The sequence below is a fragment of the Malaciobacter mytili LMG 24559 genome (assembly GCF_003346775.1).
Taxonomy (GTDB): domain Bacteria; phylum Campylobacterota; class Campylobacteria; order Campylobacterales; family Arcobacteraceae; genus Malaciobacter; species Malaciobacter mytili.
The window spans coordinates 2382668-2408574 of sequence record NZ_CP031219.1 but is presented as its reverse complement, the minus strand read 5'-3'; the positions used below and the strand labels follow the sequence as shown (position 1 = coordinate 2408574).

General features: G+C 27.8%; 24 protein-coding genes. 11 read left to right on the top strand and 13 right to left on the bottom strand.

Features of this window, described 5'->3' with window-relative positions:
• The first annotated feature begins 27 nt into the window (after positions 1–27).
• The 7 genes from AMYT_RS11830 to AMYT_RS11800 all read left to right on the top strand — a co-directional run bounded on the left by AMYT_RS11830 (position 28) and on the right by AMYT_RS11800 (position 5035).
• Positions 28–756, top strand: coding sequence for an amino acid ABC transporter ATP-binding protein (locus AMYT_RS11830; protein WP_191287697.1), 729 nt, complete (start codon positions 28–30; stop codon positions 754–756).
• A gap of 13 nt (positions 757–769) precedes the next feature.
• Positions 770–1585, top strand: a complete 816-nt coding sequence (locus tag AMYT_RS11825; RefSeq protein WP_114842728.1) for a transporter substrate-binding domain-containing protein — start codon at positions 770–772, stop codon at positions 1583–1585.
• A 3-nt stretch (positions 1586–1588) separates the two neighbouring features.
• The gene (locus AMYT_RS11820) at positions 1589–2554 is read left to right on the top strand and encodes an amino acid ABC transporter permease (RefSeq protein WP_114842727.1); all 966 of its coding nucleotides are present in this window, start codon (positions 1589–1591) and stop codon (positions 2552–2554) included.
• The gene (locus AMYT_RS11815; protein WP_114842726.1) at positions 2555–3181 is read left to right on the top strand and encodes a MarC family protein; all 627 of its coding nucleotides are present in this window, start codon (positions 2555–2557) and stop codon (positions 3179–3181) included.
• Positions 3178–3795 (top strand): LysE/ArgO family amino acid transporter, encoded by a 618-nt coding sequence (locus AMYT_RS11810; protein WP_162919505.1) that lies wholly within the window; start codon positions 3178–3180, stop codon positions 3793–3795. The genes AMYT_RS11815 and AMYT_RS11810 overlap by 4 nt, the downstream gene beginning before the upstream one ends.
• A gap of 10 nt (positions 3796–3805) precedes the next feature.
• The gene (locus AMYT_RS11805; RefSeq protein WP_114842724.1) at positions 3806–4576 is read left to right on the top strand and encodes an NUDIX domain-containing protein; all 771 of its coding nucleotides are present in this window, start codon (positions 3806–3808) and stop codon (positions 4574–4576) included.
• Between the two features lie 93 nt (positions 4577–4669).
• Complete coding sequence (locus AMYT_RS11800) at positions 4670–5035, top strand: acyl-CoA thioesterase (RefSeq protein ID WP_114842723.1); 366 nt, start codon at positions 4670–4672, stop codon at positions 5033–5035.
• 13 nt (positions 5036–5048) lie between these two features.
• Here the strand turns inward: AMYT_RS11800 and AMYT_RS11795 are convergent, their stop codons facing one another.
• The 7 genes from AMYT_RS11795 to AMYT_RS11765 form a co-directional block, all read right to left on the bottom strand.
• Positions 5049–5786, bottom strand: coding sequence for a phytanoyl-CoA dioxygenase family protein (locus tag AMYT_RS11795; protein WP_114842722.1), 738 nt, complete (start codon positions 5784–5786; stop codon positions 5049–5051).
• A 105-nt stretch (positions 5787–5891) separates the two neighbouring features.
• Positions 5892–6767 (bottom strand): succinate--CoA ligase subunit alpha, encoded by an 876-nt coding sequence (gene sucD, locus AMYT_RS11790; protein WP_114842721.1) that lies wholly within the window; start codon positions 6765–6767, stop codon positions 5892–5894.
• Positions 6767–7933, bottom strand: coding sequence for an ADP-forming succinate--CoA ligase subunit beta (sucC, locus tag AMYT_RS11785; protein ID WP_114842720.1), 1167 nt, complete (start codon positions 7931–7933; stop codon positions 6767–6769). The genes sucD and sucC overlap by 1 nt, the downstream gene beginning before the upstream one ends.
• Positions 7934–8017: 84 nt before the next feature.
• The gene (locus AMYT_RS11780) at positions 8018–8212 is read right to left on the bottom strand and encodes a DUF1653 domain-containing protein (protein ID WP_114842719.1); all 195 of its coding nucleotides are present in this window, start codon (positions 8210–8212) and stop codon (positions 8018–8020) included.
• 115 nt (positions 8213–8327) lie between these two features.
• Positions 8328–9722, bottom strand: coding sequence for an aldehyde dehydrogenase family protein (locus AMYT_RS11775; RefSeq protein WP_114842718.1), 1395 nt, complete (start codon positions 9720–9722; stop codon positions 8328–8330).
• Positions 9715–11385, bottom strand: coding sequence for an acetolactate synthase large subunit (locus AMYT_RS11770; protein WP_114842717.1), 1671 nt, complete (start codon positions 11383–11385; stop codon positions 9715–9717). Before AMYT_RS11770 ends, AMYT_RS11775 begins: the two co-directional genes overlap by 8 nt.
• Before the next feature lie 361 nt (positions 11386–11746).
• A complete protein-coding gene (locus tag AMYT_RS11765) occupies positions 11747–12250 on the bottom strand; it encodes a M48 metallopeptidase family protein (RefSeq protein ID WP_191287669.1) in 504 nt (167 codons plus the stop codon).
• Between the two features lie 153 nt (positions 12251–12403).
• Between AMYT_RS11765 and AMYT_RS11760 the strand changes: the two genes are divergently transcribed.
• Complete coding sequence (locus tag AMYT_RS11760) at positions 12404–13963, top strand: nitrite/sulfite reductase (protein WP_114842716.1); 1560 nt, start codon at positions 12404–12406, stop codon at positions 13961–13963.
• A gap of 11 nt (positions 13964–13974) precedes the next feature.
• Here the strand turns inward: AMYT_RS11760 and AMYT_RS11755 are convergent, their stop codons facing one another.
• The gene (locus AMYT_RS11755) at positions 13975–15366 is read right to left on the bottom strand and encodes a chloride channel protein (protein WP_114842715.1); all 1392 of its coding nucleotides are present in this window, start codon (positions 15364–15366) and stop codon (positions 13975–13977) included.
• 201 nt (positions 15367–15567) lie between these two features.
• Here AMYT_RS11755 and AMYT_RS11750 point away from each other — a divergent pair, with 201 nt between their 5' ends.
• The 3 genes from AMYT_RS11750 to AMYT_RS11740 all read left to right on the top strand — a co-directional run bounded on the left by AMYT_RS11750 (position 15568) and on the right by AMYT_RS11740 (position 17762).
• The gene (locus AMYT_RS11750) at positions 15568–15999 is read left to right on the top strand and encodes a hypothetical protein (protein WP_114842714.1); all 432 of its coding nucleotides are present in this window, start codon (positions 15568–15570) and stop codon (positions 15997–15999) included.
• Positions 16000–16068: 69 nt separating this feature from the next.
• A complete protein-coding gene (locus AMYT_RS11745; protein WP_114842713.1) occupies positions 16069–16590 on the top strand; it encodes a GNAT family N-acetyltransferase in 522 nt (173 codons plus the stop codon).
• A gap of 20 nt (positions 16591–16610) precedes the next feature.
• Positions 16611–17762 carry a glycerate kinase gene (locus AMYT_RS11740; protein WP_114842712.1) on the top strand — a complete coding sequence of 384 codons (1152 nt, stop codon included), beginning with the start codon at positions 16611–16613 and terminating at the stop codon, positions 17760–17762.
• Between the two features lie 59 nt (positions 17763–17821).
• Here AMYT_RS11740 and AMYT_RS11735 read toward each other — a convergent pair whose 3' ends face one another.
• The 5 genes from AMYT_RS11735 to AMYT_RS11715 all read right to left on the bottom strand — a co-directional run bounded on the left by AMYT_RS11735 (position 17822) and on the right by AMYT_RS11715 (position 25777).
• Positions 17822–19843 carry a dynamin family protein gene (locus AMYT_RS11735; RefSeq protein WP_114842711.1) on the bottom strand — a complete coding sequence of 674 codons (2022 nt, stop codon included), beginning with the start codon at positions 19841–19843 and terminating at the stop codon, positions 17822–17824.
• Positions 19840–22167, bottom strand: a complete 2328-nt coding sequence (locus tag AMYT_RS11730) for a dynamin family protein (RefSeq protein ID WP_114842710.1) — start codon at positions 22165–22167, stop codon at positions 19840–19842. Before AMYT_RS11730 ends, AMYT_RS11735 begins: the two co-directional genes overlap by 4 nt.
• A gap of 109 nt (positions 22168–22276) precedes the next feature.
• Positions 22277–23008, bottom strand: a complete 732-nt coding sequence (locus AMYT_RS11725; protein WP_114842709.1) for a fumarate reductase iron-sulfur subunit — start codon at positions 23006–23008, stop codon at positions 22277–22279.
• The gene (locus AMYT_RS11720; protein ID WP_114842708.1) at positions 23008–24993 is read right to left on the bottom strand and encodes a fumarate reductase flavoprotein subunit; all 1986 of its coding nucleotides are present in this window, start codon (positions 24991–24993) and stop codon (positions 23008–23010) included. Before AMYT_RS11720 ends, AMYT_RS11725 begins: the two co-directional genes overlap by 1 nt.
• A 1-nt stretch (position 24994) precedes the next feature.
• On the bottom strand, positions 24995–25777 hold the full coding sequence (locus tag AMYT_RS11715; RefSeq protein ID WP_114842707.1) for a fumarate reductase cytochrome b subunit: 783 nt from the start codon (positions 25775–25777) through the stop codon (positions 24995–24997).
• Positions 25778–25907: the final 130 nt, after the last annotated feature.

The window sequence follows — 25907 nt, the reverse complement described above, 5'->3', positions numbered from 1 at the left end:
AAAAGAGAAGTAATGGATAATAATGAAATAATAAGAATGAATAAAATCAATAAATATTATGATGATTTTCATGTTTTAAAAAATATAGATTTTAGTGTAAAACAAGGTGAGATTGTGGTAATATGTGGGCCTAGTGGGTCTGGTAAATCAACTTTAATTAGATGTATAAATGGTTTAGAAGAAATAGATGAGGGAGAGATTATAGTTGATGATTTACACATTCATAATAATAAAAAAAATCTAAAAGAAATTAGAAGTGAAGTGGGTATGGTTTTTCAACATTTTAATCTTTTCCCACATTTAACAATTTTAGAAAATATAACAATTGCTCCAACATTAGTAAAAAATATTTCAAAAAAAGATGCTAATGATATTGCAATGGAATTATTAAGAAAAGTAAAATTAGAAAATAAAGCTTCTGCTTATCCTGCTGATTTAAGTGGTGGGCAAAAACAAAGGGTTGCTATTGCTAGAAGTTTGGCTATGAAACCTAAAGTTATACTATTTGATGAACCAACTTCAGCATTAGACCCTGAAACTATTGGTGATGTACTTTCAGTTATGAAAGATTTGGCAAAAGAAAACTTTACTTTAGTTTGTGTAACTCATGAAATGGGATTTGCAAAAGAAGTAGGAGATAGAATAGTATTTATGGACCATGGAGTAATAGTAGAAGAAAATACTCCAGAAGAATTTTTTAAAAACCCAAAAAGTGATAGAGCAAAAAAATTTTTAAATGAAATTTTAGTACATTAATAAGGAGAGATGAATGAAAAAACTGTTTTTAGCATTAATGGTTCTTTTAAATACTTTTGTATTTGCAAGTGACATTAATATATGGAAAAACTCAACTCTAAATAAAATTTTAGAAAGAGGTGAATTAAGAGTAGGACTAGACCCTGGATATATGCCTTTTGAAATGAAAGATAAAAAGGGAAGAATTATTGGTTATGATGTGGATATGGCTAGCAAAATGGCTAAAGAAATGGGTGTTAAATTAACAATTATCCCAACATCATTTGATGGAATTATTGGTGGATTATTATCTGAAAAATTTGATATTATTATCTCTGGTATGACTATTACTCAACAAAGAAACTTAAAAGTTAATTTTGCTGATCCATATGTTGTAATTGGACAAACTATCTTAGTTGATAAAGATGTTGCTAAAAATATTAAATCTTATAAAGATTTAGATAATGAAAAATATATTATTTCTACTAGAACTGGTGTAACAGGTGAAATTGTTGCAAGAAAATTCTTTAAAAAAGCAAAAATTATTACATTTGAAACAGAAGCTGATTGTGTGTCTGAAGTTTTAAATGGAAAAGCTCATGCTTTTATTTATGACCAACCATACAATGTATTATTTATGTCTGATAAAGGTAAAGATAGATTAGTACACTTAGATACTCCTTTAACTTATGAGCCTTTAGGATTTGCAATTAGAAAAGGTGATCCAGATTTTCTTAATTGGTTAAATAATTTTATGAGACAAATCAAAGAAGATAAACTATTAGATTTTCATCAAAAATTATATGAAAAATGGCTAGTTGATACTGAATGGTTAAAAAGAGTTCAATAAAGAATGAGTAAGAGACAATCACTAGCACAAAATAAAACACTAGGGCATTTAATTGCCCTAGCATTTTATCTAGCAGTTGGATATTTTTTATATGTTGCTGCTTCAAGTATGAATTATGAGTGGAAATGGAACTCAATTCCTAAATATTTTATTTATGAACAAGCTGTAAATGTTTCTGCACCTGTTGGTGGAACATTAATGGAAAAAGAGGGAAAATATTTCTTAAAAAATGATGATGGTGAAACACCTTTAAATATTGATAGTTCATATGCTTTAGAGTATCAAATTGGTGATGATATTTATGAATTTGATATTATTGCTTCAAAAACTATAACAAAAACAGGTCCTGTTTTAGAAGGACTTTGGGTAACATTAAAAATCTCATTTTTTGCTGCAATTTTAACATTTATAATAGGTATTATTACAGCACTTATGAAACTTTCATCATATGTTTTTTTAAGGGATATTGCTACTGTTTATATTACTCTTGTTAGGGGAACACCTTTACTTGTTCAAATTTTCTTATTTTATTTTATTGTTGCAAATATATTTGAATTAGATAGATTTGTTGCTGGGGTTTTATCTTTAGGAATTTTCTTTGGTGCTTATATGGCTGAAGTTTTAAGAGGGGCTATTCAATCAATTGATAAAGGTCAGCTTGAAGCTGCAAGTTCTCTTGGTATTTCTCATTTTCAAGCTATGAGATATATTATTTTTCCACAAGCTTTAAAAAGAGCTTTACCAACTTTAGTAGGAGAGATGATAGCACTTGTTAAAGATTCTTCACTTGTATCTGTAATTGCTATTACTGATTTAACAAAAGTTGGAAGAGAAATTGTTGCAAATACTTTTTCTCCTTTTGAAACTTGGATTGTAATTGCAGTTGTATATTTATGTATTACATTCTCTTTAAGTTATTTAGGACATATACTAGAAAAAAAATTTAGTAAAAAGGGTGGAGTAGCGTAAGTGGAAAGCTTCTTTTCTACCTTTTTACAAGAAGCAATTACTTTTTTTGCTATTATGGATCCTATAGGAATTTCTGCTATTGCTTTATCTATTTTAAGTTCAAATATTACAAAATCTGAAATTAATAAAGTTGCATATAAAACTACTCTTACAATTATAATTGCTTTTTTTGTTGTTTTAATTGCTGGAGAATTTGTTTTAAAAATTTTTGGATTAGATATAAATTCATTAAAAGTTATGGGTGGATTAGTATTATTACTTATGGCAATTTCTATGATAAATGGAAATAATTCACTTGTTTCTAATAAAGATCGAAAACCAAATGAAGAATTAGCAATTATTCCTATTGCTATTCCAATAGTTTTTGGTACAGGATTATTTTCAACTATTATTATTTTTAAACATGAAGCAAAAGATTTTATAGATTTAATATCTATTAGTTTAGCTTACTGTATAAATGCAATAATTTTTTATTTTATATTAAAAAACTCTATTTATATTAAAAAGTTTTTAGGTGTTACTGGACAAAATATTATTACAAAGCTTATGGGGTTAATTGTTGGGGCTTTAGCAATTCAATTTATTATAAGTGGAATTGTAGCTTTAACAAAAGGTTACTTAGCTTGATAGATATATTTCTAAAAGGTTTTCTTTTAACTTTATCTTTAATAGTTGCTATTGGTGCTCAAAATGCATATATTTTAAAATTAGGACTTCAAAGACATTATGTATTAATCACAGTTTTTTTATGTACTTTATTTGATTTTCTTTTTATTTCTATTGGAGTATTTGGTTTAGGTTTTTTTATAAAAGGTAATCAATTACTTATAAATATTATTGCTATTTTTGGTATTGTTTTTCTAATTTTTTATGCAATAACTTCTTTTAAAGCTGCTTTTAAAAATGACTCTTTAAATATTGAAGAGAAAAATGAAAAAAAGAGTTTAAAAGAGGTTATCTCACTATTATTGGTTTTTACTTTTTTAAATCCACATGTATATTTAGATACTATTTTACTAATTGGTGGTATTGGTTCAAGTTATACTTTTTTAAGTGAAAAGCTTATTTTTTTATTTGGATGTGCTTTGGGTTCAGGAGTTTGGTTTTTTTCTCTTGGATTTGGTGCAAAGTTCTTAACTGCATTATTTAAAAAGCCAATTACTTGGAAAATCTTAGATACTATAATTGGTTTTGTTATGCTTTTAATTGCCTATTCTTTGGTTGAATTAATAAGCTTTTAAAGGATATTTTATGAGTGATTATATTGAAGAAATTGAGGGTTTTAAAGTTGTTTTAGATCCTTTTAATGGTATTACAATTGATAAAAATTCATTTCCAAAAGATAAGCAAAGCTTTGATAAAAACTTAGAAAAACTACTTTTTATTTCAAAACAAAAAAATAGAAGATTGGTTTGGATTACTATTGATATAAATAAAAGTGAGTTTATTCCTATTGCTGTAAAATATAGTTTTGAGTTTCATACTTGTGAAAATGACTATGTTTTTATGGTAAAAAAACTAGTTGAAAATGCGATTATTCCCACTGCTGCTAATCATACTTTAGGAGTAGGGGTAGTTGTAATAAATGATAATGAAGAATTACTTGTAATAAAAGAGAGAATTTCAAAAGCAGGATATAAACTTCCCGGTGGACATATTGATAATGGGGAACTTATTTCTGCTGCTGCTGTTAGAGAAACTTTTGAAGAGACAGGAATTGAGGTACAATTTGAATCAATAATTAGTTTAGGACATTTTTATCCCCATCAATTTTCCCAATCAAATTTATATGTTTTATGTAAAGCAAAGCCACTTAGTTATGAAATTAAAATTAAAGATACTTATGAAATACAAGATGCTAAATGGGTAAATGTTTATGAGTATTTAGAAGATGAAAATGTACTTGAATATAATAAAGTAATTGTATCTTATGTTTTAAATAGCAAAGGTTTATATTTAAAAGATTTGGAAAGTTTTAAAAATATCCCAAAATCTTATGAACTTTACTTTCCTATAAAATAAAAACTAATCTTAATAGTTTTGATAAAAAACTCTTTTTATATAGTATAATTTCGATAAAATTTGACAATTAATTGATAAAAGGGTTTTTATAATATGGAATATGGTACACAAAGATTAGTTATGTATCCTCATTTAAATGCTGCTGGAATATTATTTGGTGGACAAGCCTTAGCTTGGATTGATGAAGAAGTTATCATATATGCAGCAAATAAACTAGGAACTACAAGATTAGCCTTAGTAAAAATGAGTGAAGTTACTTTTAAAAGTCCAGCTAATATTGGAGATATTTTAGTAATTGGTACTGAATTAATAAAAATTGGTAGAACTTCAATTACTGTAAAATGTGAATTGAAAAACAAAACTACAAATAAAGTTATAGTAACTGTTGATGAAGTTGTAATGGTTGCTTTAGATTATAATAAAAAACCAACTCCTCATGGACTTCCTGAACCTAGTTAAAAGAGAAACTCTTTTAATCTAGGATTACTTCTTTAAATTCACTTCTAGAACCTTTTATAGGTTTAGTTTCTTTTGCTTTTACTGTATATACAAAAGAGATTTTTGGTTTAGAAGTATTGTTTTTATTTGCATGGTGAAGAGTTTTACAGTGAAATAAAACAATATCTCCTTTATGCAAATTAAAATGAACAGCTTGTTTAATTAACTGCTTATTTTGTGGTATATTGTCTTTAAAACTTATTGTTTCATCAAATTGCTCTTTTTCAAACTTTATTTTATGTGAACCTGGAATAAACTCTAAAAGCCCATTTTCAAGATATTCATCATCTAAACTTAACCAAACACTTAATAAATTATCATTTTCATAATTCCAATATCTTCTATCTTGATGCCAAGTTGTTCTTGAGCTATCCTTTGGCATTTTTGTCATAATTGAATTATGGTGAGCTAAAGTAAGAACAGGAGTATCATTTAAAAGTTGTTTTAAAATAGGTCTAATCTCTTTATTTGTCATCCATTGTTTAAAAACTTCTTCTCTATCATATACTTGTCTTAATCTTCTAACTGTTATATTATTTTTATCTTCTATTCTTAAGTATTCTTGTTCACTCTCAATTGGTTCTATTATATTTTCTAAATGGTATTTTGCTTTTTGCAAAATTTCATCACATAGTTCACTAGAAGCAAAGTTTCTAATTAATAAAAAGCCATTTGAATTAAACTCATCAATTTGTTCTTGTGATAATTTCATAGTTATCCATTATTATAAATTTGCAGAGATTTTATCATAAATGATTTTAAAATGAGGGATTTAATATAAGTAAAAAAGATAAAAAAGTTAGCTCTTTTTTATCTTTTAATATTTTGGATGAACTTCTAATAAAGCATCTTTGATTTGAGTAATTGTTCTAACTGTTGCAACTCCTGCTGCTTCTAAAGCTTTATATTTATCTTCAGCTTTTCCATTACCACCATCAATAATTGCACCTGCATGGCCCATTCTTTTACCTTTTGGTGCAGTAACTCCTGCAATATATGAGACAACAGGTTTTGTTATATATTTTTTAATATATTCTGCTGCTTGTTCTTCTTTTGTTCCACCAATTTCACCAATCATAACAATTGCTTTTGTTTGTTCATCTTCTTGAAATAATTTTAGCATATCTATAAAATCACTTCCTGGAATTGGATCTCCTCCAATACCAACACAAGTGCTTTGCCCAAACCCAGCAATAGTTGATTGATTTACTGCTTCATAAGTTAGTGTTCCAGACCTAGAAACAATACCAACACTTCCTACTTTATGAATTTCACCTGGCATAATCCCCATTTTACCAATTCCTGGAGTTATAACTCCTGGACAATTTGGACCTATTAATCTTGCTCCATTTGCATCAACAGCAGCTTTTACATCAAGCATATCCCTAACAGGTATACCTTCTGTTATACAAACAATTAATTCAATACCATTTTCTGCTGCTTCAATAATTGAGTCTTTACAAAATGGTGCAGGAACATAAATAATACTTGCATTTGCACCTGTTAAATCAATACCACATCTAACACTATTATATATTGGTAATCCAAGATGAGTTAAACCTCTTTTTTTAGGAACAACACCACAAACCATATTTGTTCCATATTCAAGTGCTTTTTGTGTATGAAATGTACCTTGTGCCCCTGTCATACCTTGACACATTATTTTTGTATTTTCATCAAGTAAAATAGCCATTAGTTACCTTTAGTTAATTCAATAATTTTTATAGTTGCTTTATCTAAATCTTGTTCTTCAATAATATTTAATCCAGAGTTTCTAATTAATTCTAGTCCCTCTTTTGCATTTGTACCTTCAAGTCTAACTACAAGTGGAATATCCATATTCATTTTTTCAACTGCTGCAATAATACCATTTGCAATAATATCACATCTTACAATTCCACCAAAAATATTTATTAAAATACCATTTACTTTAGTATCTGATAAAATAATTCTAAAAGCTTCTATAACTCTTTGTTCATTAGTGCTACCACCAACATCAAGAAAATTTGCTGGCTCTCCTCCATGAGATTTAATTAAATCCATAGTAGCCATAGCTAAACCTGCTCCATTTACCATACAAGCAATATTTCCATCTAAAGAAACATAGTTTAATTGCATTTTTTCTGCTTGTAACTCCCTTGGGTCTTCTTGAGTTTCATCTCTAATTTCATTTAATTTTCTTTGTCTATATAGTGCTGAGTTATCAACTTGAACTTTTGCATCAAGACAAACTAAATCACCACTTGTTGTAATAACTAAGGGATTTACTTCTACTAATGATAAATCATTTTCTAAAAACATTTTATACATATTTTGTAAAAGTGGAATCATTTGATTTACTTGATGGTCATCTAAACCCAAATCAAAGGCAATTTGTCTACATTGATAAGGCATAATCCCAACAACAGGATTAATTTTATTTCTCATAATCTTTTTAGGATTATTTTTTGCAACTTCTTCTATTTCTACTCCACCTTCAGTTGAAGTCATAATAGTTACTCTTTGACTACTTCTATCTATAATAAAAGCCAAATATAATTGTTTTTCTATATCACAAGGCTTTTCTATATATAAAGAGTTAACAGGTTGCCCTTCACTTGTTGTTTGATAAGTTACAAGTTTACTTCCTAAAAGTTTATTAACAGTCTCTTTTGCTTCTTGTTTTGTTTTTGTAATTACAACACCACCAGCTTTTCCCCTTCCACCAGCGTGTACTTGGGCTTTTATTACAAGATTTTCTTCACCTAAGATATTAAAAATATCATCTAATTGAGAAGAATGAGTTAATAATTTGCCATTTGTAGTTGGAATATTGTATTTTTTAAAAAGATTTTTTGCTTGATATTCGTGTAAATTCATTCTTTTATACTCCATAATTAAAGCATTATTTTACATTTAAAATATTTTGGAAATATATCTAAATATTGCTTTATAAATAAATTACTAGTTTTTTAAAGAGAATTTTTTTATAAATTCAGCTTTACTTCTAACATACAAACTTTCATCATCAGCTTTATATAAAATGGCTTCAACCCAAGTATCATTTTCTTGAATTTTACAAAAGTTTATAGGAATATAAGTTTTAAGGTTTTTATAGTGTATATACTCTTTGTGTAACTGTAAATTTTTCTCTTTCATAAAGCTAATGATAACAAAAAAAGATTAATAAAAACTATAGATAAGTGTAAGGATTATAAGTTAAGAAAAAATTTATAAAAAAGAGATGAAGAAAATACTTCACCTCTTTTAAAAATTATAGTACAGAAGATTTAATAACCATCATTTTTTCATTTGACATTTCTTCCATTGAGTGGTGAATTCCTCCAAGACCAAGTCCTGAAGCTTTTGCTCCACCAAATGGCATCCAGTCTACTCTAAATGCTGTATGGTCATTTACCATAACTGTAGTACCATTTAATCTTTTTACTGCTCTTAAAGCTGTATCAATATTTTTTGTAAATACAGCAGCTTGGAAAGATACTTCTAAAGAATTAGCTCTATCAAATGCTTCTTCAATATCTGAGTATGAATAGATAACTACAACTGGTCCAAATACTTCTTTAGTTGATACTAAAGCATCATCAGCTGGATTTAAAATAACTGTTGGCTCAAAACAAGAATCAGAGATTCTTTTTCCACCAGTTAAAATTTTTCCACCTTTTTCAACTGCTTCATTAACCCACTCTTCAACTCTATTTACTTCATTATGGTTAATTAGTGGTCCAACTTCAGTTTTAGGGTCTAATTGATCACCAACAATTAATTTAGAAGCATAAGTAGCTAATTTAGTTGCTACTTCTTCACAAATTGATTCATGAACATAAACTCTTTGTACAGATACACAAACTTGACCAGCATGATAAAAACCACCTTTTCCAATTGATGGAATTAAGTCATCAATATCTGCATCTTTTTCTACAATAACTGGTGCAACACCACCATGTTCTAATGCAACTCTTGTTCCATTAGCAACTTTAGAGTTTAAGTACCAACCAACTGCACCTGAACCAATAAATGTTAAGAAATTAACTTTTGGTGAAGTTGCTAATAACTCTCCACCTTCTCTTCCACAAACTACAGCTTGCGCCCAACCTTTTGGAAGACCAGCTTCTTCTAAAATTTCAACTAATCTAATTGCACTCATAGGAGTTGCAGTTGCAGGTTTAATTACAACAGGACAACCAACAGCAATTGCAGGAACTACTTGGTGTACTGCTAAGTTAAATGGGTGATTAAATGCAGAAATTGCAGCAACCACACCAATAGGTTCTTTAAATGTATAAGCCATTCTATTTGCACTTGAAGCAGTATGCCCCATAGCAATTTCTTTACCTTCGAATGCACCTAAATGTTCAATAGCAAGTTTTACACCATTGATAGCTCTTTGAACTTCAACTTTAGAGTCCATATAAGGTTTACCACCTTCACTTGCACAAAGAATTGTTAATTCTTCAACTTGTGAAGACATAATTTGTACAACTTTCTCTAAAATTTCAACTCTTTTATATTTTGGTAGAGCATTTTTATGATCTAGAAAAGTAGTATGTGCTAAATCTATCGCAGCTTGTACTTCTTCTGTTGAATTAAATGGAACTTCTCCAACTACTCTACCATCAAATGGTGATGTAACTTCTATTGTTTTACTCATTACTTACTCCTTCTTCTTCTAATAATGTTTCAGCGTTTTTAACTAGGTCATTTAAAATAGCATGATTTAATGAATAATCAACTGCTAAATCGATTACATGAACACCTTTAGAATTAACACATTTTTCTAAAGTTTCAGTAAACTCTTCACAAGATTGTGGTCTATGTCCAATTGCACCATACGCTTCAGCATATTTTACAAAATCTGGGTTGTTATAGTCAAGACCAAATGTTTCAAATCCCATTCCTGTTTGTTTCCATTTAATCATACCATAAGCATTGTCATTTAAGATAACAACAGTAATATCAAGACCTAATCTAACAGCTGTTTCTAACTCTTGAGAGTTCATCATAAATCCACCATCACCACAAACAGTAATAACTTTTTTATCTGGATTTACCATTTTTGCAGCCATTGCAGAAGGAAGACCTGCACCCATAGTTGCTAAAGCATTATCTAATAATAGTGTATTTGGTCTAGCACATTTATAGTTTCTTGCAAACCAAATTTTATATACTCCATTATCTAAAGTTAAAATATCTTCTGGAGCTAAAATATCTCTAATTGTTTTAACAGCTCTTTGTGGTAAGATAGGGAATCTCATATCACCAAAATATTTAGTTAATCTTTTATTGATAGTTTTAATCACTAATTTATAAAAATCAAAATCCCAGTGTGCTTGTGGAGATAAAGCTCTATTTAAATCTTCAATACTTCCAGCAATATCACCTATAACATCTAAGTGTGGGAAATAAGTATCATCTACTTCAGATGGGAAGAAGTTAAAGTGGATAACTTTAGTAGCATCTGGACCTTCTTTCATAAAGAAAGGTGGTTTTTCAATTACATCGTGACCTACATTAATAATTAAATCAGCTGTTGAAATTGCAGCGTGGATAAAATCATCTGCTGAAAGTGCAGCAGTTCCTAAACATAATTTATGATTATCATCAACTACACCTTTACCCATTTGTGTAGTAAAGAATGGAATACCTGTATCATTAACTAAATCAGTTAAAGCATTTCCTATTCTATTTCTATTTGCACCTGCACCAATTAAGATAAGTGGTCTTTGTGCTTCTTCAATCATTCTTACAGCTTCTAAAATAGCAGTTTTATCAGCTCTTGGGTATCTTAGGTCTCTTACTGGATATACATTATCATCAGCTTCTTCTGCAGCAATATCTTCTGGTAATTCAATATGAACAGCACCTGGTCTTTCAATTGTAGCAATTTTAAATGCATCTCTTACCATTGAAGGAATATTATTACCATTAACAACTTGTTTTGCATATTTTGTCATTGGTCTCATCATTCTTACAATATCTACAATTTGAAATCTACCTTGTTTAGATTTTTTAATTGGTTTTTGCCCTGTAATCATCATCATTGGCATACCACCAAGTTGTGCATAAGCAGCACTTGTAGCAAAGTTAGTAGCACCTGGGCCTAAAGTTGAAAGACATACACCAACTTTACCTGTTAATCTTCCATAAGTTGCAGCCATAAAACCTGCACCTTGCTCATGTCTTGTTAAAATTAGTTTGATTTTTGAGTGTCTTAAAGACTCAAGTAGGTCTAAGTTCTCTTCACCAGGAATACCAAAAATGTATTCTACACCTTCATTTTCTAAAGCCTTGATAAATAAATCAGATGCTTTCATAATGTCTCCAAATTATTGATTTAAAAATTTAATTTGTGTTAGTTTCCCACAAAAAGATTTAAATAGAAATTAAACTTGTAATATACTTTATATACGTAATTCTTTTTGAATAGAAATGATTACTTTTTACCCAATATAAATTACAAATTGTATAAAAAATATATAGTTAATTTGTTATTATTGTGTTAAAATTATTAATTATTATGCAAAAACACCTAATTTATGGGCTTTTAAAACTTTTAAAAAAGAAATTTTACTTTTTGTTTTTTTACTGTTACTTTTTTCCACATAAAAAATAATAAAAAATGGTAATTTAGTAAAAAGTAGAACTAAAATTAAAAAAGTATAAGATTTAAGTAATCTAATAAAGTTTTCCAAAGAGTTTTAAATAAGTAAGATATAGTCTTAAATCAAATTCAATTTGAAAATAATTACTCATCATATATTCACATAAATTATAAAAAGCTTTATTATGTTCTTTATGTTTAAAATGAGCTAATTCATGAATAATAAGTAAATTTAAAAATTCTAAAGGTGCAGTTTTTACTTGAGTTGAAATTTTTATTTCATTTTTTGATTTTAATTTATTTCCTTGAACTCTTGAAATAAAAGTATGTAAGCCTAAAGCATTCTCAACACTATTTATTTTACTATCATACTCAATTTTAGAAAGAGGAATTTTATTATTTAATAATTCATTTTTTAAGCTTACTGCATGAGTATATAGTAGTTTATTATTAGTGATATTATGGCAAGTTGGATACTTTGATTTTAGGTATTTGCCTAAATTATTTTCTTCAATTAATTTTAAAACTTTTTGTTGTAGTTCTTTTGAATATCCATTTATGTAACTTATTTTATCCATTTATATTATTTTATTCCTAAAAAATCTTTAATCTAAGTAAAAAAAAAATATAATATTATAAACTTATAATTAAGATAAATTTATTTTATATAAAATTATAAAAAATATTTTTACACTGTAATAATAACAAAATAGAGATTAATAGGAATAATTATGGAAAAAGAATTATCAGCTTTAGAACAATTAAAGGCTTCAAGAAATCCTTTAAGAGTAATTGATGATATTTATAAAGAGGCACAAGAAGGAATTGCTTTAAGTTCTGATTATATTGGTTTATTAAAATGGTATGGTATGTATCCTCATATTAATCATGATAATTTAGAAGATAAAAACTATTTTATGAAAAGAATAAAATTAGTTGATGCTTCAATGAATTTAGAACAACTAAAAGTTATGGGAGAAATTGCTCTTAAATATGCACAAGGATTAGTGGATTTTACAACAAGAGAAAATGTACAATTTCATTTTATTCAAATAAAAGATTTACCTACAATTTTTGATATGTTAAATTCTGTTGGTTTAACTTCAAGAATGGCTTCAGGAGATGGTCCAAGACCAATAGTAACTTGTCCTGTAAGTGGTTTAGATGAAAATGAGATAATTGATGTAACTTCAATTGTAAAAGAAATAGATACATATTTTGATACAAATGAAGATGAATTTTGTAATTTCCCAAGAAAATATAAATTATCTATTAGTGGGTGTGCTTGTCATTGCTGTGGGCATGAAATACAAGATATTGCATTTACTGCATTTAAAAAAGATGAAGAAGTTTTATTTGACTTAACAATTGGTGGAGGATTATCTAAATCAAAACAAATTGCTTATAGAGCAAATAGATATGTAAAAAAAGAGCAAATAAAAGATGTTGCTGTTGCAGTTGCTGAAATTTTTAGGGATAATGGAAATAGGCAAAATAGAAATAAAGCAAGAGTTAGACACTTAATTAATGATTGGGGAGTTGAAAAATTTGTAGAAGAAATTGAAAATAAAATTGGCTACAAATTACAAGAAGGTTTAGAAGAACCAACAATTACACCTATTGAAAAAAGAAATCATTTTGGTATAAATAAATCAAAAATTCAAGGTGAAAGTTATATAGGTTTCGCAACACTTGCAGGAAGAATTCCCGGAGAAGATTTTGCTTCTTTTGCAAAAATTATTGAAAAATACAATGCAAAAGGTATAAGATTAACAACTACACAAAACTTTATTGTTTATGGAGTTAAAGATGAAGTAGCTTTAAGTTTAGCCCAAGAGTTTGAAACTTTAGGATACTCTTATAGACCAAATACATTTAGAGCAAGAACTCAAAGTTGTACAGGAAAACAATTCTGTAAATTTGGAATTACTGAAACTAAAACTTATGCAAGTTCTTTAATTAAATATCTTGAAGAAAAATTTCCAACTTTTAATGAACAATTAATGATTTCAATTTCTGGATGTGGAAATGCCTGTTCTCACCCTCAAATTTCAGATATTGGTTTAATTGGTTGTAAAACAAGAGTTGAAGGTGATAGAGTTGATGCTTATGAGGTACAATTAGGTGGACATTTAGAAGGAACTTCAAAAAGTAGATTTGCTGAAGGTTCTAAATTAAAAGTTCCTGCAAATGAAGTAGGGGAATTTATTGGAAATTTAATTAATGATTATCAAAAAGATAATAAAAACTCTTTTACTTTTAAAGAGTATTTAACTAAATTGGAACTTTAAGACAAAAGAGATTATTTCTCTTTTGTCTCTTCATTATTTGTATCTCTTCTTAAATTTCTTAAAATTTTTTTCATTTTTATTATTTTTTCTTTACTTTTTGTTGAAAGATGAATATCGTTATTTTCTAAATCTTTACCAAATTCTATACTAAGCATATCTGATTTATTCATTTTTAATATTTGTGAAAAGAATACACTTCTATGACCAGTAATTAAAAAGCTAATTACAGCACTAATAGCAGCATAATGAGCTATTTCAACACCAAATAGCTCTACTGCCATAATAGTTGCAGCAATTGGAGCATTTGCAGCACCTGCTAATACACTTGTAAATCCTAAAGCTGCAAATAGTGCCATATTCTCCCCAAAAAGGGTACCTAAAAAATGTCCACTAGTTGCACCAATATAAAAAATTGGAGTAATAACACCTCCACTACCACCTGCTGATAAAGTTACAGAAGTAAAGATAGTTTTTAAAATAAAGGCATACCAAGGAATATCTTGTGATAAGCTTGGGTCGGAATAAAGAACATCTGAAATAGTATTTAATCCCAATCCAAAATATCTATCTCCTACCCAAAAAGATAAAATTACTAAAAATAATCCACCTAAAAAAGCTTTTAAATAGATATTTATATTTATTCTTTTTATATAATAATCTGATTTTTTAAAAGCAGTTACTAAAAAATCTGAAATAATTCCAAAAAAAAGACCAGCAATAATTACTTGAAAGATTAGGGTTATATCAAAAGGAATAGTTTGTGAAAAATGCAGATTAAAATATGTATAGTTTACACCTAATATTTTAGCCGTAGTATAAGCTGCAAATCCAGCAATAAATGAAGGTAATAAAACATCATACATAATAATACCTACAATTAAAACTTCAACCCCAAAAATTGCTCCTGAAATAGGAGTTCCAAAAACAGAAGCAAAACCTGCACTTATACCACAAATAACCAATTTTTTTCTATCATTTTTAGAAAATTTAAAAAGCTCAGAGATAAAAGAAGCACTTCCTGCTCCTATTTGTGCACCAGGTCCTTCTTTACCTGCTGAACCACCTGCAAAAAGCGTTATAAGTGTGGCTAAAAGTTTAATAGGTATTACAGCAACTTCTATTTTCCCATCTTTTTTATGAACAGCTTCAATTACCTTTTCTGTTCCATGTCCTCTTGCATTAGGAGCAAATTTTTTTACTAAATATAAACTTAGCATTAAAGCAAAAGGCAAAAGATAATAATAATGAAAAGGTAAAAGATCCCTTGATTGTTCTGCATTGTGAATTATATTTAAAAAGAATGTAATAATAAATCCAATTGTAACACCAATAAAAGAAGATAATAAAACCCATTTTGTTACACTAAAAAAAATAAGTGATTGTTCTAAAATATGTTTTTTCATGTTAGTACTTAATAATAGTTTTTTAAAATTTTAACGTAATTAATTTGAATTTAAGATAATATAAAGTAGAAAATTTAATGTAAAAAATGCCTATTTTAAGGCAAAAGTAAAATAAAGTTATAAAAAAAGAGATAAAATAGTTATTAATCTCTTTAAATTTTGCTATAATATATATACTTTCTAAAAAAAAAGGGTAAGTGTGTGAATTTAGCAAAAGAGATATCTGAAGTTATTGTTTCAAGTAGAATTACAAATATTACTGATAATATGCCTGATGTTATTGATATTTTACAAAAAAATGAAGAGCTTTTTGATGAAGTTGGTAATTTATTAACTAAAGACGATATTATTTGGGTAAATAAAAATAATAATAAAATCTTTTTTGAAGTATCTTTTGATAGTGATTATCCAAGATCAGCAAATAGTAAAATATTAGATTTAGATACAGAGTTAAAGTGGATAGAAAATCAAGTCTTAAATGATCACGATGATACTACTAATTGGGAAAATATTAGATTTAGATATAAAAAAGCCTTAAAAGAGTTAGATTTTAAAAATGTAACTTATTATCAAAATGTAAGAGAAATCTTTTTAAAAAATAAGCCTGAAAAATGGCGATTTATTAATAACTAAAATTTCTTATAAGTATAATTTTTAAATATTATTGTTAAACTATTCTTATCTTATATATAGGATAGTTTAATGAAATTTTATAAACTTAACAGTGCTGAGGATAAAAACTTTCAAATCTCTTGGGGGATATATGAAGAAGCCTTTCCTAAAGAAGAAAAGAGATTATTAAGTGAACAACTTGAGTTATTTAGTGAACCTTCTTATAATGCTACTACTTGTATAGATAATGAAAAAATTGTTGGAATACTTTTCTATTGGAAATTAGATGAGTTTTATTTTATTGAACATTTAGCTATAAATAGACAATTAAGAGGACAATCTTATGGTAGTAAAATCTTAACAGAGTTTTTAAAAGATAAAGATAATGTAGTTTTAGAAATAGAAAAAATTACAAATATAATTACTCAAAAAAGATTTGATTTTTATAAAAGATTTGATTTTTATATAAATGAATATAGGCATTATCAAATTCCTTTTAGAAAAGACGCCCTTCCTTTAGAGTTATTAATACTTTCCTATAAAAAACGATTAAATTCTGAACAATATAAATCTTTATATAAAAATATGCAAAAAGCATTAACTAGATTTTAATTATACTTATAGGAGTTTAAATGCGAATATTAATTGCCAGTGACTCATTTAAAGGTACTTTATCTTCAAAAGAGGTAGCTTTGTGTATAGAAGAAGGTTTAAAAAAAATCCTTAATGAAGCAGAATATGAAAAAGTTATTTTAGCTGATGGAGGTGAGGGAACTTTAGAGTCAGTTTGTTCTATTTTAAAAGATTGTACTATTTTTAAAGATGAAGTATTAAATCCTTTGGGAGAAAAAATACAATCACAGTATGCTTTTATTGATGAAGACACTGCTCTTATTGAAATGGCAAAATCAACAGGACTAACTTTAGTAGATGAAAATAAAAGAGATATTTTAAATTCTACTTCTTTTGGTCTTGGGCAATTAATAGCTCATAGTGTAAAAAGAGGTGCTAAAAAACTAATTATTGGAATTGGTGGAAGTGCTACTAATGATGCTGGACTTGGGATGTTACAAGCTTTGGGAGTTAAATTTTTTGATAAACACAATATTGATATTTCAGCCCAAAGAGTTTTAAAAGCAAAAGATTTAGCTTTGGTTGATAGTTTTGATATAAGTGAAATTAGATATTTAAGAGATATAAAAATTTTAATAGCAAGTGATGTTTCAAATCCCTTGTGTGGAAAAGAGGGAGCAACTTATATTTTTGCAAAACAAAAAGGTGCTACACAAGAACAACTTATTTTACTTGAAGAATTAATTACAAAATTTGCAGTTTTATGTGAAAAAAGACTTATAAAAAAAACAAAGGATGAAGCAGGAAGTGGTGCTGCTGGTGGAGTTGGCTTTGCTTTACATAGTTTTTTAAATGCAAAATTCTCAAGTGGTATTGATACTATTAGTTCTTTAATAAACCTAGAAGATAAAATACAAAAAGCAAATTTAGTTATAACAGGTGAGGGTAGAGTTGATGAGCAGACTACTTATGGAAAAACCATAATGGGAGTTTTAAAATATACTAAAAAATATGATAAACCTTGTATAGTAATTGCTGGCAGTTTAGCTAAGGGGTATGAAAAACTTTATGCACATGGAGTAACAGCTATTTTTGATACTACTTTTAGTAATAATTTAAGTTTTGAAGAATTAAAAGTTTCAAGTAAAGAGAACTTAGTATCAACTGCATATAATATTGCAAATATTTTGCAATTAAAATTAAAAGATTGATAAATTAACTTTCTTATAAAGAAAGCTAATTTAGTAGGGATATTTAAAAATTGTATTTTTTATATACTATTTTTAATCTCTTGAAGTTTTTTTATTTTATTTAAATAAACTTCTTTTTTAGATTCTACAAATTTTATTCTATTTGTATTTATCTCTAAATATTGCTCTTTTGAGTATTTAACAATTTTAAATAAGTAGTTTCTTTTTGAAGTTAAGAAATCCTCTATTTTTTCAAAGGCAAAATTTACTTTTAATTTAGTAAGTATTTCATCTTCTCTTGGATGATTTACACTAAATTTTGTAGGCTCTTTTTTATATAATTCTTCTGATTCTTTAATTTGTTGTTCAAAATGTGCAATTGTTGCTTGTGTTGTTTGAATATAAGAGTATGATAATGCCCCATTAAAATATGCGAATTTTTTTCTTAATGCTGAAATATTTTCTAAAATAGCTTTATGGTACTCTATTAAAACATTTTCATATACTTTTGCTGCAAAGTGTCTTGTAAAAGAAAATTCTAAATCAGAAGCAATTTCTCTATGTTTTCTTATTTTTTCAAAAGGCTCTTGCCATTTGTGAACTTCTGATTTTAATAATCTATAAACATCTCTAAAAGCTTCATCAGTTTGAAGTTCATTGTTTTTTAACATTTTAATTGAGCGTTTAAACATTTTATCTATTGTTTGATCATCATAAAATAGGTTTTTATATACATTATCACTATCTATCCAAAAAGTTTCATATTCAACTTTTTCAATTTTTGTTCCTGTTAAAAAGTTTCCTTTTTTCTCTTGGTATCTAATAGCTGGGATTCTTTTTACATTTTTATAAGTTTCACTTGCAATTTTTTCCATAATTGCTTCAAGTGAATTATAAATATTGTATAAATCTTTTGAGTATTTTTTATGAATTTCATCAAAGGCTAATAAAATTTTCTCTTCTGCTAAAGTTAAAATATCAATTAAAGAGTTATATGTCCCAACAATAGTTTCATACTCTTTTATTAAAATATCACAAACCCCTTTTAAATCCTTTTTAATTGCAAACTCTTTTGACTCTTTTGCCTGAGGTCTAATAACATTTTCTATAAAATCTAAAACTTTTGTGATATTTGATTCTTCTAAAAGTTTCATATCTTGTGTATTATCTTTTGAATTAATAGAAGATACTTCTTTTTTAAAGTTTTCAAACTCTTCTTTAAAAAACTCCATTGAATTAACTTCTAAATTTTCACTTAGTTTTGATTTAAATTTATTTGTAATATCTTCATATACAGTATCTAATAGGATATTTTTTTGATGTTTTCTTGAATCTAAAGCTTGTTTAGCTGATATTGGTATAACTTCTGCAAAATATTTACTAAACTTTGTTTTTACATAGTTTGTTGTTGTTTGTATTTGCTCTTGTGTAAATTTATCCTTTTGGTTTAATACACATAAAGATTTATTTTTAAAGTGTTGCATATACTCTTCTAAAACTTCTGCTTCACTCATTTTTCCTGCATTATCAATAAGTGTAAGCCAAATAATTCCACCAACATCTCTTAATACTTTTCTTGTAGTATCAGTATCACTTTGACTTTGAGAGTTAAGACCTGGAGTATCCACAAAAGAAATATCTTTTAAAATATCCATTGGAGCATATAAAGTAAGATATTTTACATCATCTAATTCTTCTTTTCTTTGGTCAGTAAACTCAGCAATTGCATCAATACTATGATACTCTTCAGCACCTGATTTATAAGTGATTTTTAACTTATATTCTTCCCCATAATTAATAAAGTTTACTTTTGAAGTAACAGGAGTGATACCTGTTGGTAAAACATTTCTTGAAAGTAAAGCATTTAAAAAAGTTGATTTACCAGCTGAAAACTGACCTGTAATTGCAACTTCCATAGGGTATCTTGCTCTTCTAATAAACTTATCTAAAATTGATTTTAATTGTATTGATGGGAAAAAATTATCATCTAAAAGTAAATCTTTAACTCTTTTTATCTCTCCTTCAATACTATTTTCATATACAACCTCTTTTTTTTCATAGGCAACTTTATATTCATTTATAAACTGTTGTAATAATTTCATCTTTTACAACCCTCTTTAATACTTTCTAATTTTTTTAGATTTTTATGAATTATAATAGATAATTCATCTTTATTTTTTTCATTATCTTCAAATGATTTTATTTGATTTTGTAAAATCTCTTCATCACTTTTTAGTTTTGCTTCAAAGTTATCTAATGGAGCATTTAATATTTTAAAGAAGTTTTCAATTAAAAGTTGTGAAACTTCTTTTGCTTTTGTTTTAATATTCTCTTCAATATTAAAAAACTCTTCTTTTAAACCTCTATCTAAAGCTATTTCTAAATCTTCTAATTTTGTAGGTTTGCATTTTTCAACAGCAGCTATTACTTTTGAAATTAGAATATCATTTGATGAAGTTAAAAATCCAGCTTTAAAATCATCTTGGAAAAAACCTCTTGCATCAAAATTATCATTTTTGTGTCCCAATGCAAAGCCAAAGTCATGGTATTTTTGTTCACAAATTTCTCCAATATTTTGAGATTTTTTAATAAATTTATATCTATAATCTCTTATAACATCAACAATACCATCTTTTATTGCCGTTTCAACTATTGTTTTTACTCTTGAAGCAGGAGTTTTTTTCTTCTCTTTTTCATATGTATATCTTACATCACTAATAACTCTTTGTTTAATTACTGTTTGTAAGTCAATTAATTCTGAAGTTAAAAATGTTTCCAAAGAAGCAATATAGTTTTTTGCATCATTTTTATAGTATAAAATATCCTCTTTCATAGCTTGAAAGATTTTCTCATTTGCTGATTTTTTCTTATTAAATTCTATTAGTTCTTCTTCTAATTCATCTTTTGATTTTGATAAAAGTCTAAGCTCATAATTTAGTGCAGAAATTTGTTTTTCAGTTGTTTTATATAGTTGTGCTTTTGCACCTTTTATAATTAAATCAGTTTTAGAGCTATTTTTCCCAAATAAAGACTCATTTAAATAGTTTTCAATTTCTAAAATTCCTGTATCTTCAAGTTTAAAACCTGCTTCTAAGGCTTCTTTTTGTTTACCTGTTCTATGTAAAAGTGCCATTTTCCCAGAAATCGGAATAAATTTTATAGTTTTTAAAATATAATCTAATTGACTATCTTTATTTAAAGCTTTTAGTTGTCTTTTAATAGAAGTTTTTGTGTAATTAATTACTTCTTCTAATTGCTCTTTTGTAACTGTATCTGCTCTTGTAATTACAACTAATAATTTTGAGATATTTTGATAAAGTAAAGCATCAATAATAAACTCAACATCTTTTAAAGTTGCACTTTGTGATACATTCATTAGGTGTATCATCATATCACAATTATTTAAGTACTCTTTAGTTATCTCTTCTCTTTGAATAACTGGGTCATCAAGACCTGGAGTATCAACTATTTCTATACCATCTTTTAAAAAATTTAAATCAGATTTTAATTCCACATATTTTACAAGATTACATTTTTTACCACTTGCTTCTGCTGAAGTATATAGTGCAAGATTATTTATATCTACTTCATCATTTCTTGAATCATCTTTTATATAGTTTTTTAGTTCATCTTTAAAAATAGATTTTGTTTCTTGAACAAACTCTTTTATTGATTCAATCTCATTTGCACTATTTTCTATTCTATCCCACTCTTTTTTATTCCAATAGAAAACTTTTGCACTTGGATTTTTATCATATTTTACAATTGTTAAGTTGGCAGTTTCAGGTACAACAGCACTTCCTAAAATCTCTTTACCCATAAGTGCATTTAGCATAGTAGATTTACCGGCATTCATAACACCTGTAATACCAATTGAGAATTTTTGATTATTAATATAATTATTTGTCTCTTTTAATTCATTTAATAAGTCATCTTTTTTTATTATCTCTTTTAGTTCTTGAATTACTAAATCAATCTCTTCTTTATGTTCTTTAAATGTTTTAGAATTATCAATTAAAATCTCTTCATCTTTTCTTTTTATTACAATTTCACTAGGATCAAATAGTGAGATTAATTTTTCATTATCAGCTTTAGTAATTATCTCTTCATTTGCAAGGTATTCAAAGGCATTATGAAGTTTTTCAATATCTTCATGATGATTATCATTTGCTATAATTTCTATTAAATTGTATTGTAAAGAGTAAAGTTCTTCTAAGTTTACAGGTGCTTTTGTAGTAATAAAAGTACAAATATCATTAAAAGATTTTAAAGGTAGATATTTATCGTAGTTTTTTCTTGATGCACTTAATATTAATGCTACAATTTCAAAAAATTCGGCTTCTTTTGTTTTTGTTATTTCATATGAAATGTTTTTTTGGGCTTGAATTCCATGATATAGTAAAAAGTAATCTTTTGCTAAATTCATTATGCCTCCTATACCTATTAAAATATAAAAAGTTAATTACCACAATTGGTAATTAACTTTTTATATTTGGGGTTTATAAAGGGGCAAAGCCCCTTTTATTAAGAAAGTTTTATCTTAAAGAAACAAGCTTTCTTCTTAAATATGCTATTTTATTTTGTAATGGTAAGTGTTTTGGACAATGGTCTTCACAAGCCATTAATGACATACAACCAAAAATTCCATTATCATCACCAATTAATTCATAAAAATCTTCTGCCGTTCTATTATCATGTGGATCAACTTCAAATCTTGCAATTCTATTTAATCCAACAGGTCCAACAAAATCTGGTCTCATTAATATTGTACCACAAGATGCAACACAAATACCACATTCAATACATCTATCTAATTCAAATGTTTGATCAGCAATATCTGGATCAACTCTTTCTTCCATTTTAGAAATATCAACTTCTTCATTTGAGTGAATCCAAGATTCAACTCTTTTTGACATTTTATCCATCCATTTACCAGTATTAACTGATAAATCTTTAATTAATTCAAATGCAGGCATTGGCATTAAAGTTAATTTTTCTTCTGGATAGTTTGCAATTAGTGTTCTACAAGCAAGTGCTGGTTTACCATTTACAACCATACCACAAGAACCACAAATACCCGCTCTACATACGAAGTCAAAAGATAAATCTGGATCAAAATTTTCTCTAATATAATTTAGAGCAATAAAAAGAGTCATCCCTGGTGTCTCTTCTAATTTATAATCAACAAAGTGAGGTTTTGAAACCTTACTTCTTGGATTAAATTTAAGAACTGAAATAGTTATTTCTCTACCTTTTTGTGCACTCATTATTTATCTCCTGCTCTTTCATTTCTTTCTTTATAGTTCATTGGTAATTCAAATGGCATTAAAGCATCTTGAATTTCATGTCTATCTTTACCTTCTGCTTGCATTTTTTCTGTGATTTCATCAACTTGTGCTTGTCTTTTTGCAGAAAGCTCATTTTCAATAATCATCCCTTTAGCACCATATCCTCTGAATGCTGGAGGCATTTCCATTTTCATAATATCAAGTGGCTCATATGTAATTTCAGGCTCTAAAGCATCAGAATTTGGCCAAGAAGTTAATGTTCTATTTAACCAATTAACATCATCTCTTTTTAGATAATCTTCTCTATAGTGTGCACCTCTTGATTCAGTTCTATCTCTAGCACCTTTAGCAACACATAAAGCAACTTTTAACATTTTTGGAACTCTATATGCTTCTTCAAGTTCAGGGTTTCCAGCTCTTTCTTTAGATTTAACTGTAATTTGTTTTGTTTTAACTAATAGTTCTTTTAACTCTTCTACAGCCTCTTCTAAGTGTGGACCATCTCTAAAGATACCAACTTTTTCATCCATTAATTCTTTCATTCTATTTTTAATTTTAAAAATACTTTCAGAACCATTGTAAGATAAAATTTCATCAAGATATTTATCTTGCTCATCTAAGAATTTTTGAATTGTTGCAGTTGGAATTGTAACATCATTTTCTAAACAGAAATCTGCAAAGTAGTTACCTATAATCATACCAGCAACAACTGTTTCAGAAACTGAGTTTCCTCCAAGTCTGTTAAATCCATGCATATCCCAACAAGCAGCTTCACCACAAGCAAATAAACCTTTTAAGTTTTGTGATTCACCAGTTGGTTTTGTTCTAATACCACCCATAGAGTAGTGTTGCATTGGAAGTACAGGAGCCCATCCTTTAGGACCTTCATCAGCTGGATCAATACCATTGAAGATTTGACAAATTTCTTGAACATCTCTTAAGTTCTTTTCAATATGCTCTCTACCTAAAATAGAAATATCTAACCATACATGGTATCCATAAGGAGATGGAACACCTTTACCATTTCTAATATGTTCAATCATTCTTCTTGAAACAACGTCTCTTGAAGCAAGTTCTTTTTTCTCTGGCTCGTAATCTGGCATAAATCTATGACCATCAACATCTCTTAAGATACCACCATCACCTCTACAACCTTCCGTTAATAAAATACCTGATGGTACAATTGGAGTTGGGTGGAATTGTACTGCTTCCATATTTCCTAAAGTTGCAATACCAGTCTCAAGAGCAATAGCTTGACCTGTACCTTCACAAATAACTGCATTAGTAGTTTGTTTAAATACTCTTCCATATCCACCAGTTGCAATACAAGTACCTTTAGCAACATAAGCTTCTAATTCACCAGTAATTAAATCTCTAACAACAGCTCCATAACATCTTCCATCTTCATGAATTATTGATAAAGCTTCTTTTCTATCTCTTATATCAACATCATGTCTTAATGCTTCATTAGCAACACCAAATAACATAGTGTGACCAGTAGCATCAGCTGTATAACATGTTCTCCATTTTTTAGTTCCACCAAAGTCTCTTGATGTAATTAATCCATGTCTATCTTCATCTTCAGTAATAGTTGTTTTTTTAGCATTAATAACAGCTTCTCTTGTTCCTGCTCTAACTCTAGTCCAAGGAACCCCCCAAGATGCTAGCTCTCTAATAGCTTTTGGTGCAGTATGTACGAACATTCTTGCAACTTCTTGGTCGCATCCCCAGTCACTACCTTTTACTGTATCTGCAAAGTGTAAATCTTCATTGTCCCCATCAGACATTTTTGAGTTACCTAAAGAAGCTTGCATACCACCTTGTGCAGCAGCAGAGTGTGATCTTTTAACAGGAACTAACGATAATACAACAGTACTTAATCCTTTTTTTTGTGCAGCAACAGCAGCTCTTAAACCTGCTAATCCACCACCAATTACTAACGCATCACAGTAATTAATTTTCATATTATGCTAGCCTCCCATTATTGTCAATTTTTAAAATTTTTGCAGTTGGAACATATCTTTCACCATAGTTAGCTTTATGCTCAAGACCAATTTTAATATAAGCAGCTAATGAAGCAAAACCTAATACTAAGAAAAATACTGTTAATGCCCATTTTACTTTTTTAAGAGATTTTCTAGTCTCTCTTGGGTTTGCACCGTCAAACCAACCCCATTTAACACATAATCTATAAAGACCAATTGTTCCATGGAATTCAACAGCTAATAATAAAAGGATATATAAAGGCCACATCCAATCACTTACAACTCTATCTGCTGAAGCGTATGGTCCAATATCTCCTGGATTACTCATCATAATATATAAGTGTACAGAACCTAAGAAGAACATAGCAAAACCAGTAAATGCTTGGATAAACCAAAGTTTTGTATCGTCATGTTTCATATTCTTAGAATGTGCTTTAATTACTTGGTATTGTTTAAAGTTACCAGGTAATTTTCTCATACCTAAAGCGGCATGAGTAATAAAAATAACAAAAACAACTGCAACTGCAATAGTTACAAATATAGGGTGTCCTCCCTCAATAATAAAGCTACCCTCTAAAGCTTTTGTTACGCTGTACATAAAATCCTTGCTAATTAATATCGAAGATACTAATAGCATATGAGCCCACATAAAAAGAGCTAAAAATAGACCTGTAGCACTTTGCATATAGTCAAGTTTTGCAGGAAGTCTACTCTTTTTTCTTTCCGTTGTAGTACCAATATAACCTTCTATTAGGTCACTCATTTTACATCCTTTCTCGTGATATTACTAATGTTTTTAACGTAGCGATATAATAGCAAAAGTGTTCTTCAAAAATTATTATAAAACTATTTATTGAGTATGTACAATTATTGTACGAAAAAATAAAAATATT

Coding starts and splice junctions, on each gene's coding strand:
- AMYT_RS11715 (WP_114842707.1), bottom strand. CDS start 25,777: ATGAGTGACCTAATAGAAGGTTATATTGGTACTACAACGGAAAGAAAA.
- AMYT_RS11820 (WP_114842727.1), top strand. CDS start 1,589: ATGAGTAAGAGACAATCACTAGCACAAAATAAAACACTAGGGCATTTA.
- AMYT_RS11740 (WP_114842712.1), top strand. CDS start 16,611: ATGCGAATATTAATTGCCAGTGACTCATTTAAAGGTACTTTATCTTCA.
- AMYT_RS11825 (WP_114842728.1), top strand. CDS start 770: ATGAAAAAACTGTTTTTAGCATTAATGGTTCTTTTAAATACTTTTGTA.
- AMYT_RS11800 (WP_114842723.1), top strand. CDS start 4,670: ATGGAATATGGTACACAAAGATTAGTTATGTATCCTCATTTAAATGCT.
- sucC (WP_114842720.1), bottom strand. CDS start 7,933: ATGAATTTACACGAATATCAAGCAAAAAATCTTTTTAAAAAATACAAT.
- AMYT_RS11720 (WP_114842708.1), bottom strand. CDS start 24,993: ATGAAAATTAATTACTGTGATGCGTTAGTAATTGGTGGTGGATTAGCA.
- AMYT_RS11795 (WP_114842722.1), bottom strand. CDS start 5,786: ATGAAATTATCACAAGAACAAATTGATGAGTTTAATTCAAATGGCTTT.
- AMYT_RS11730 (WP_114842710.1), bottom strand. CDS start 22,167: ATGAATTTAGCAAAAGATTACTTTTTACTATATCATGGAATTCAAGCC.
- AMYT_RS11805 (WP_114842724.1), top strand. CDS start 3,806: ATGAGTGATTATATTGAAGAAATTGAGGGTTTTAAAGTTGTTTTAGAT.
- AMYT_RS11760 (WP_114842716.1), top strand. CDS start 12,404: ATGGAAAAAGAATTATCAGCTTTAGAACAATTAAAGGCTTCAAGAAAT.
- AMYT_RS11735 (WP_114842711.1), bottom strand. CDS start 19,843: ATGAAATTATTACAACAGTTTATAAATGAATATAAAGTTGCCTATGAA.
- AMYT_RS11775 (WP_114842718.1), bottom strand. CDS start 9,722: ATGAGTAAAACAATAGAAGTTACATCACCATTTGATGGTAGAGTAGTT.
- AMYT_RS11780 (WP_114842719.1), bottom strand. CDS start 8,212: ATGAAAGAGAAAAATTTACAGTTACACAAAGAGTATATACACTATAAA.
- AMYT_RS11770 (WP_114842717.1), bottom strand. CDS start 11,385: ATGAAAGCATCTGATTTATTTATCAAGGCTTTAGAAAATGAAGGTGTA.
- sucD (WP_114842721.1), bottom strand. CDS start 6,767: ATGGCTATTTTACTTGATGAAAATACAAAAATAATGTGTCAAGGTATG.
- AMYT_RS11765 (WP_191287669.1), bottom strand. CDS start 12,250: ATGGATAAAATAAGTTACATAAATGGATATTCAAAAGAACTACAACAA.
- AMYT_RS11725 (WP_114842709.1), bottom strand. CDS start 23,008: ATGAGTGCACAAAAAGGTAGAGAAATAACTATTTCAGTTCTTAAATTT.
- AMYT_RS11745 (WP_114842713.1), top strand. CDS start 16,069: ATGAAATTTTATAAACTTAACAGTGCTGAGGATAAAAACTTTCAAATC.
- AMYT_RS11755 (WP_114842715.1), bottom strand. CDS start 15,366: ATGAAAAAACATATTTTAGAACAATCACTTATTTTTTTTAGTGTAACA.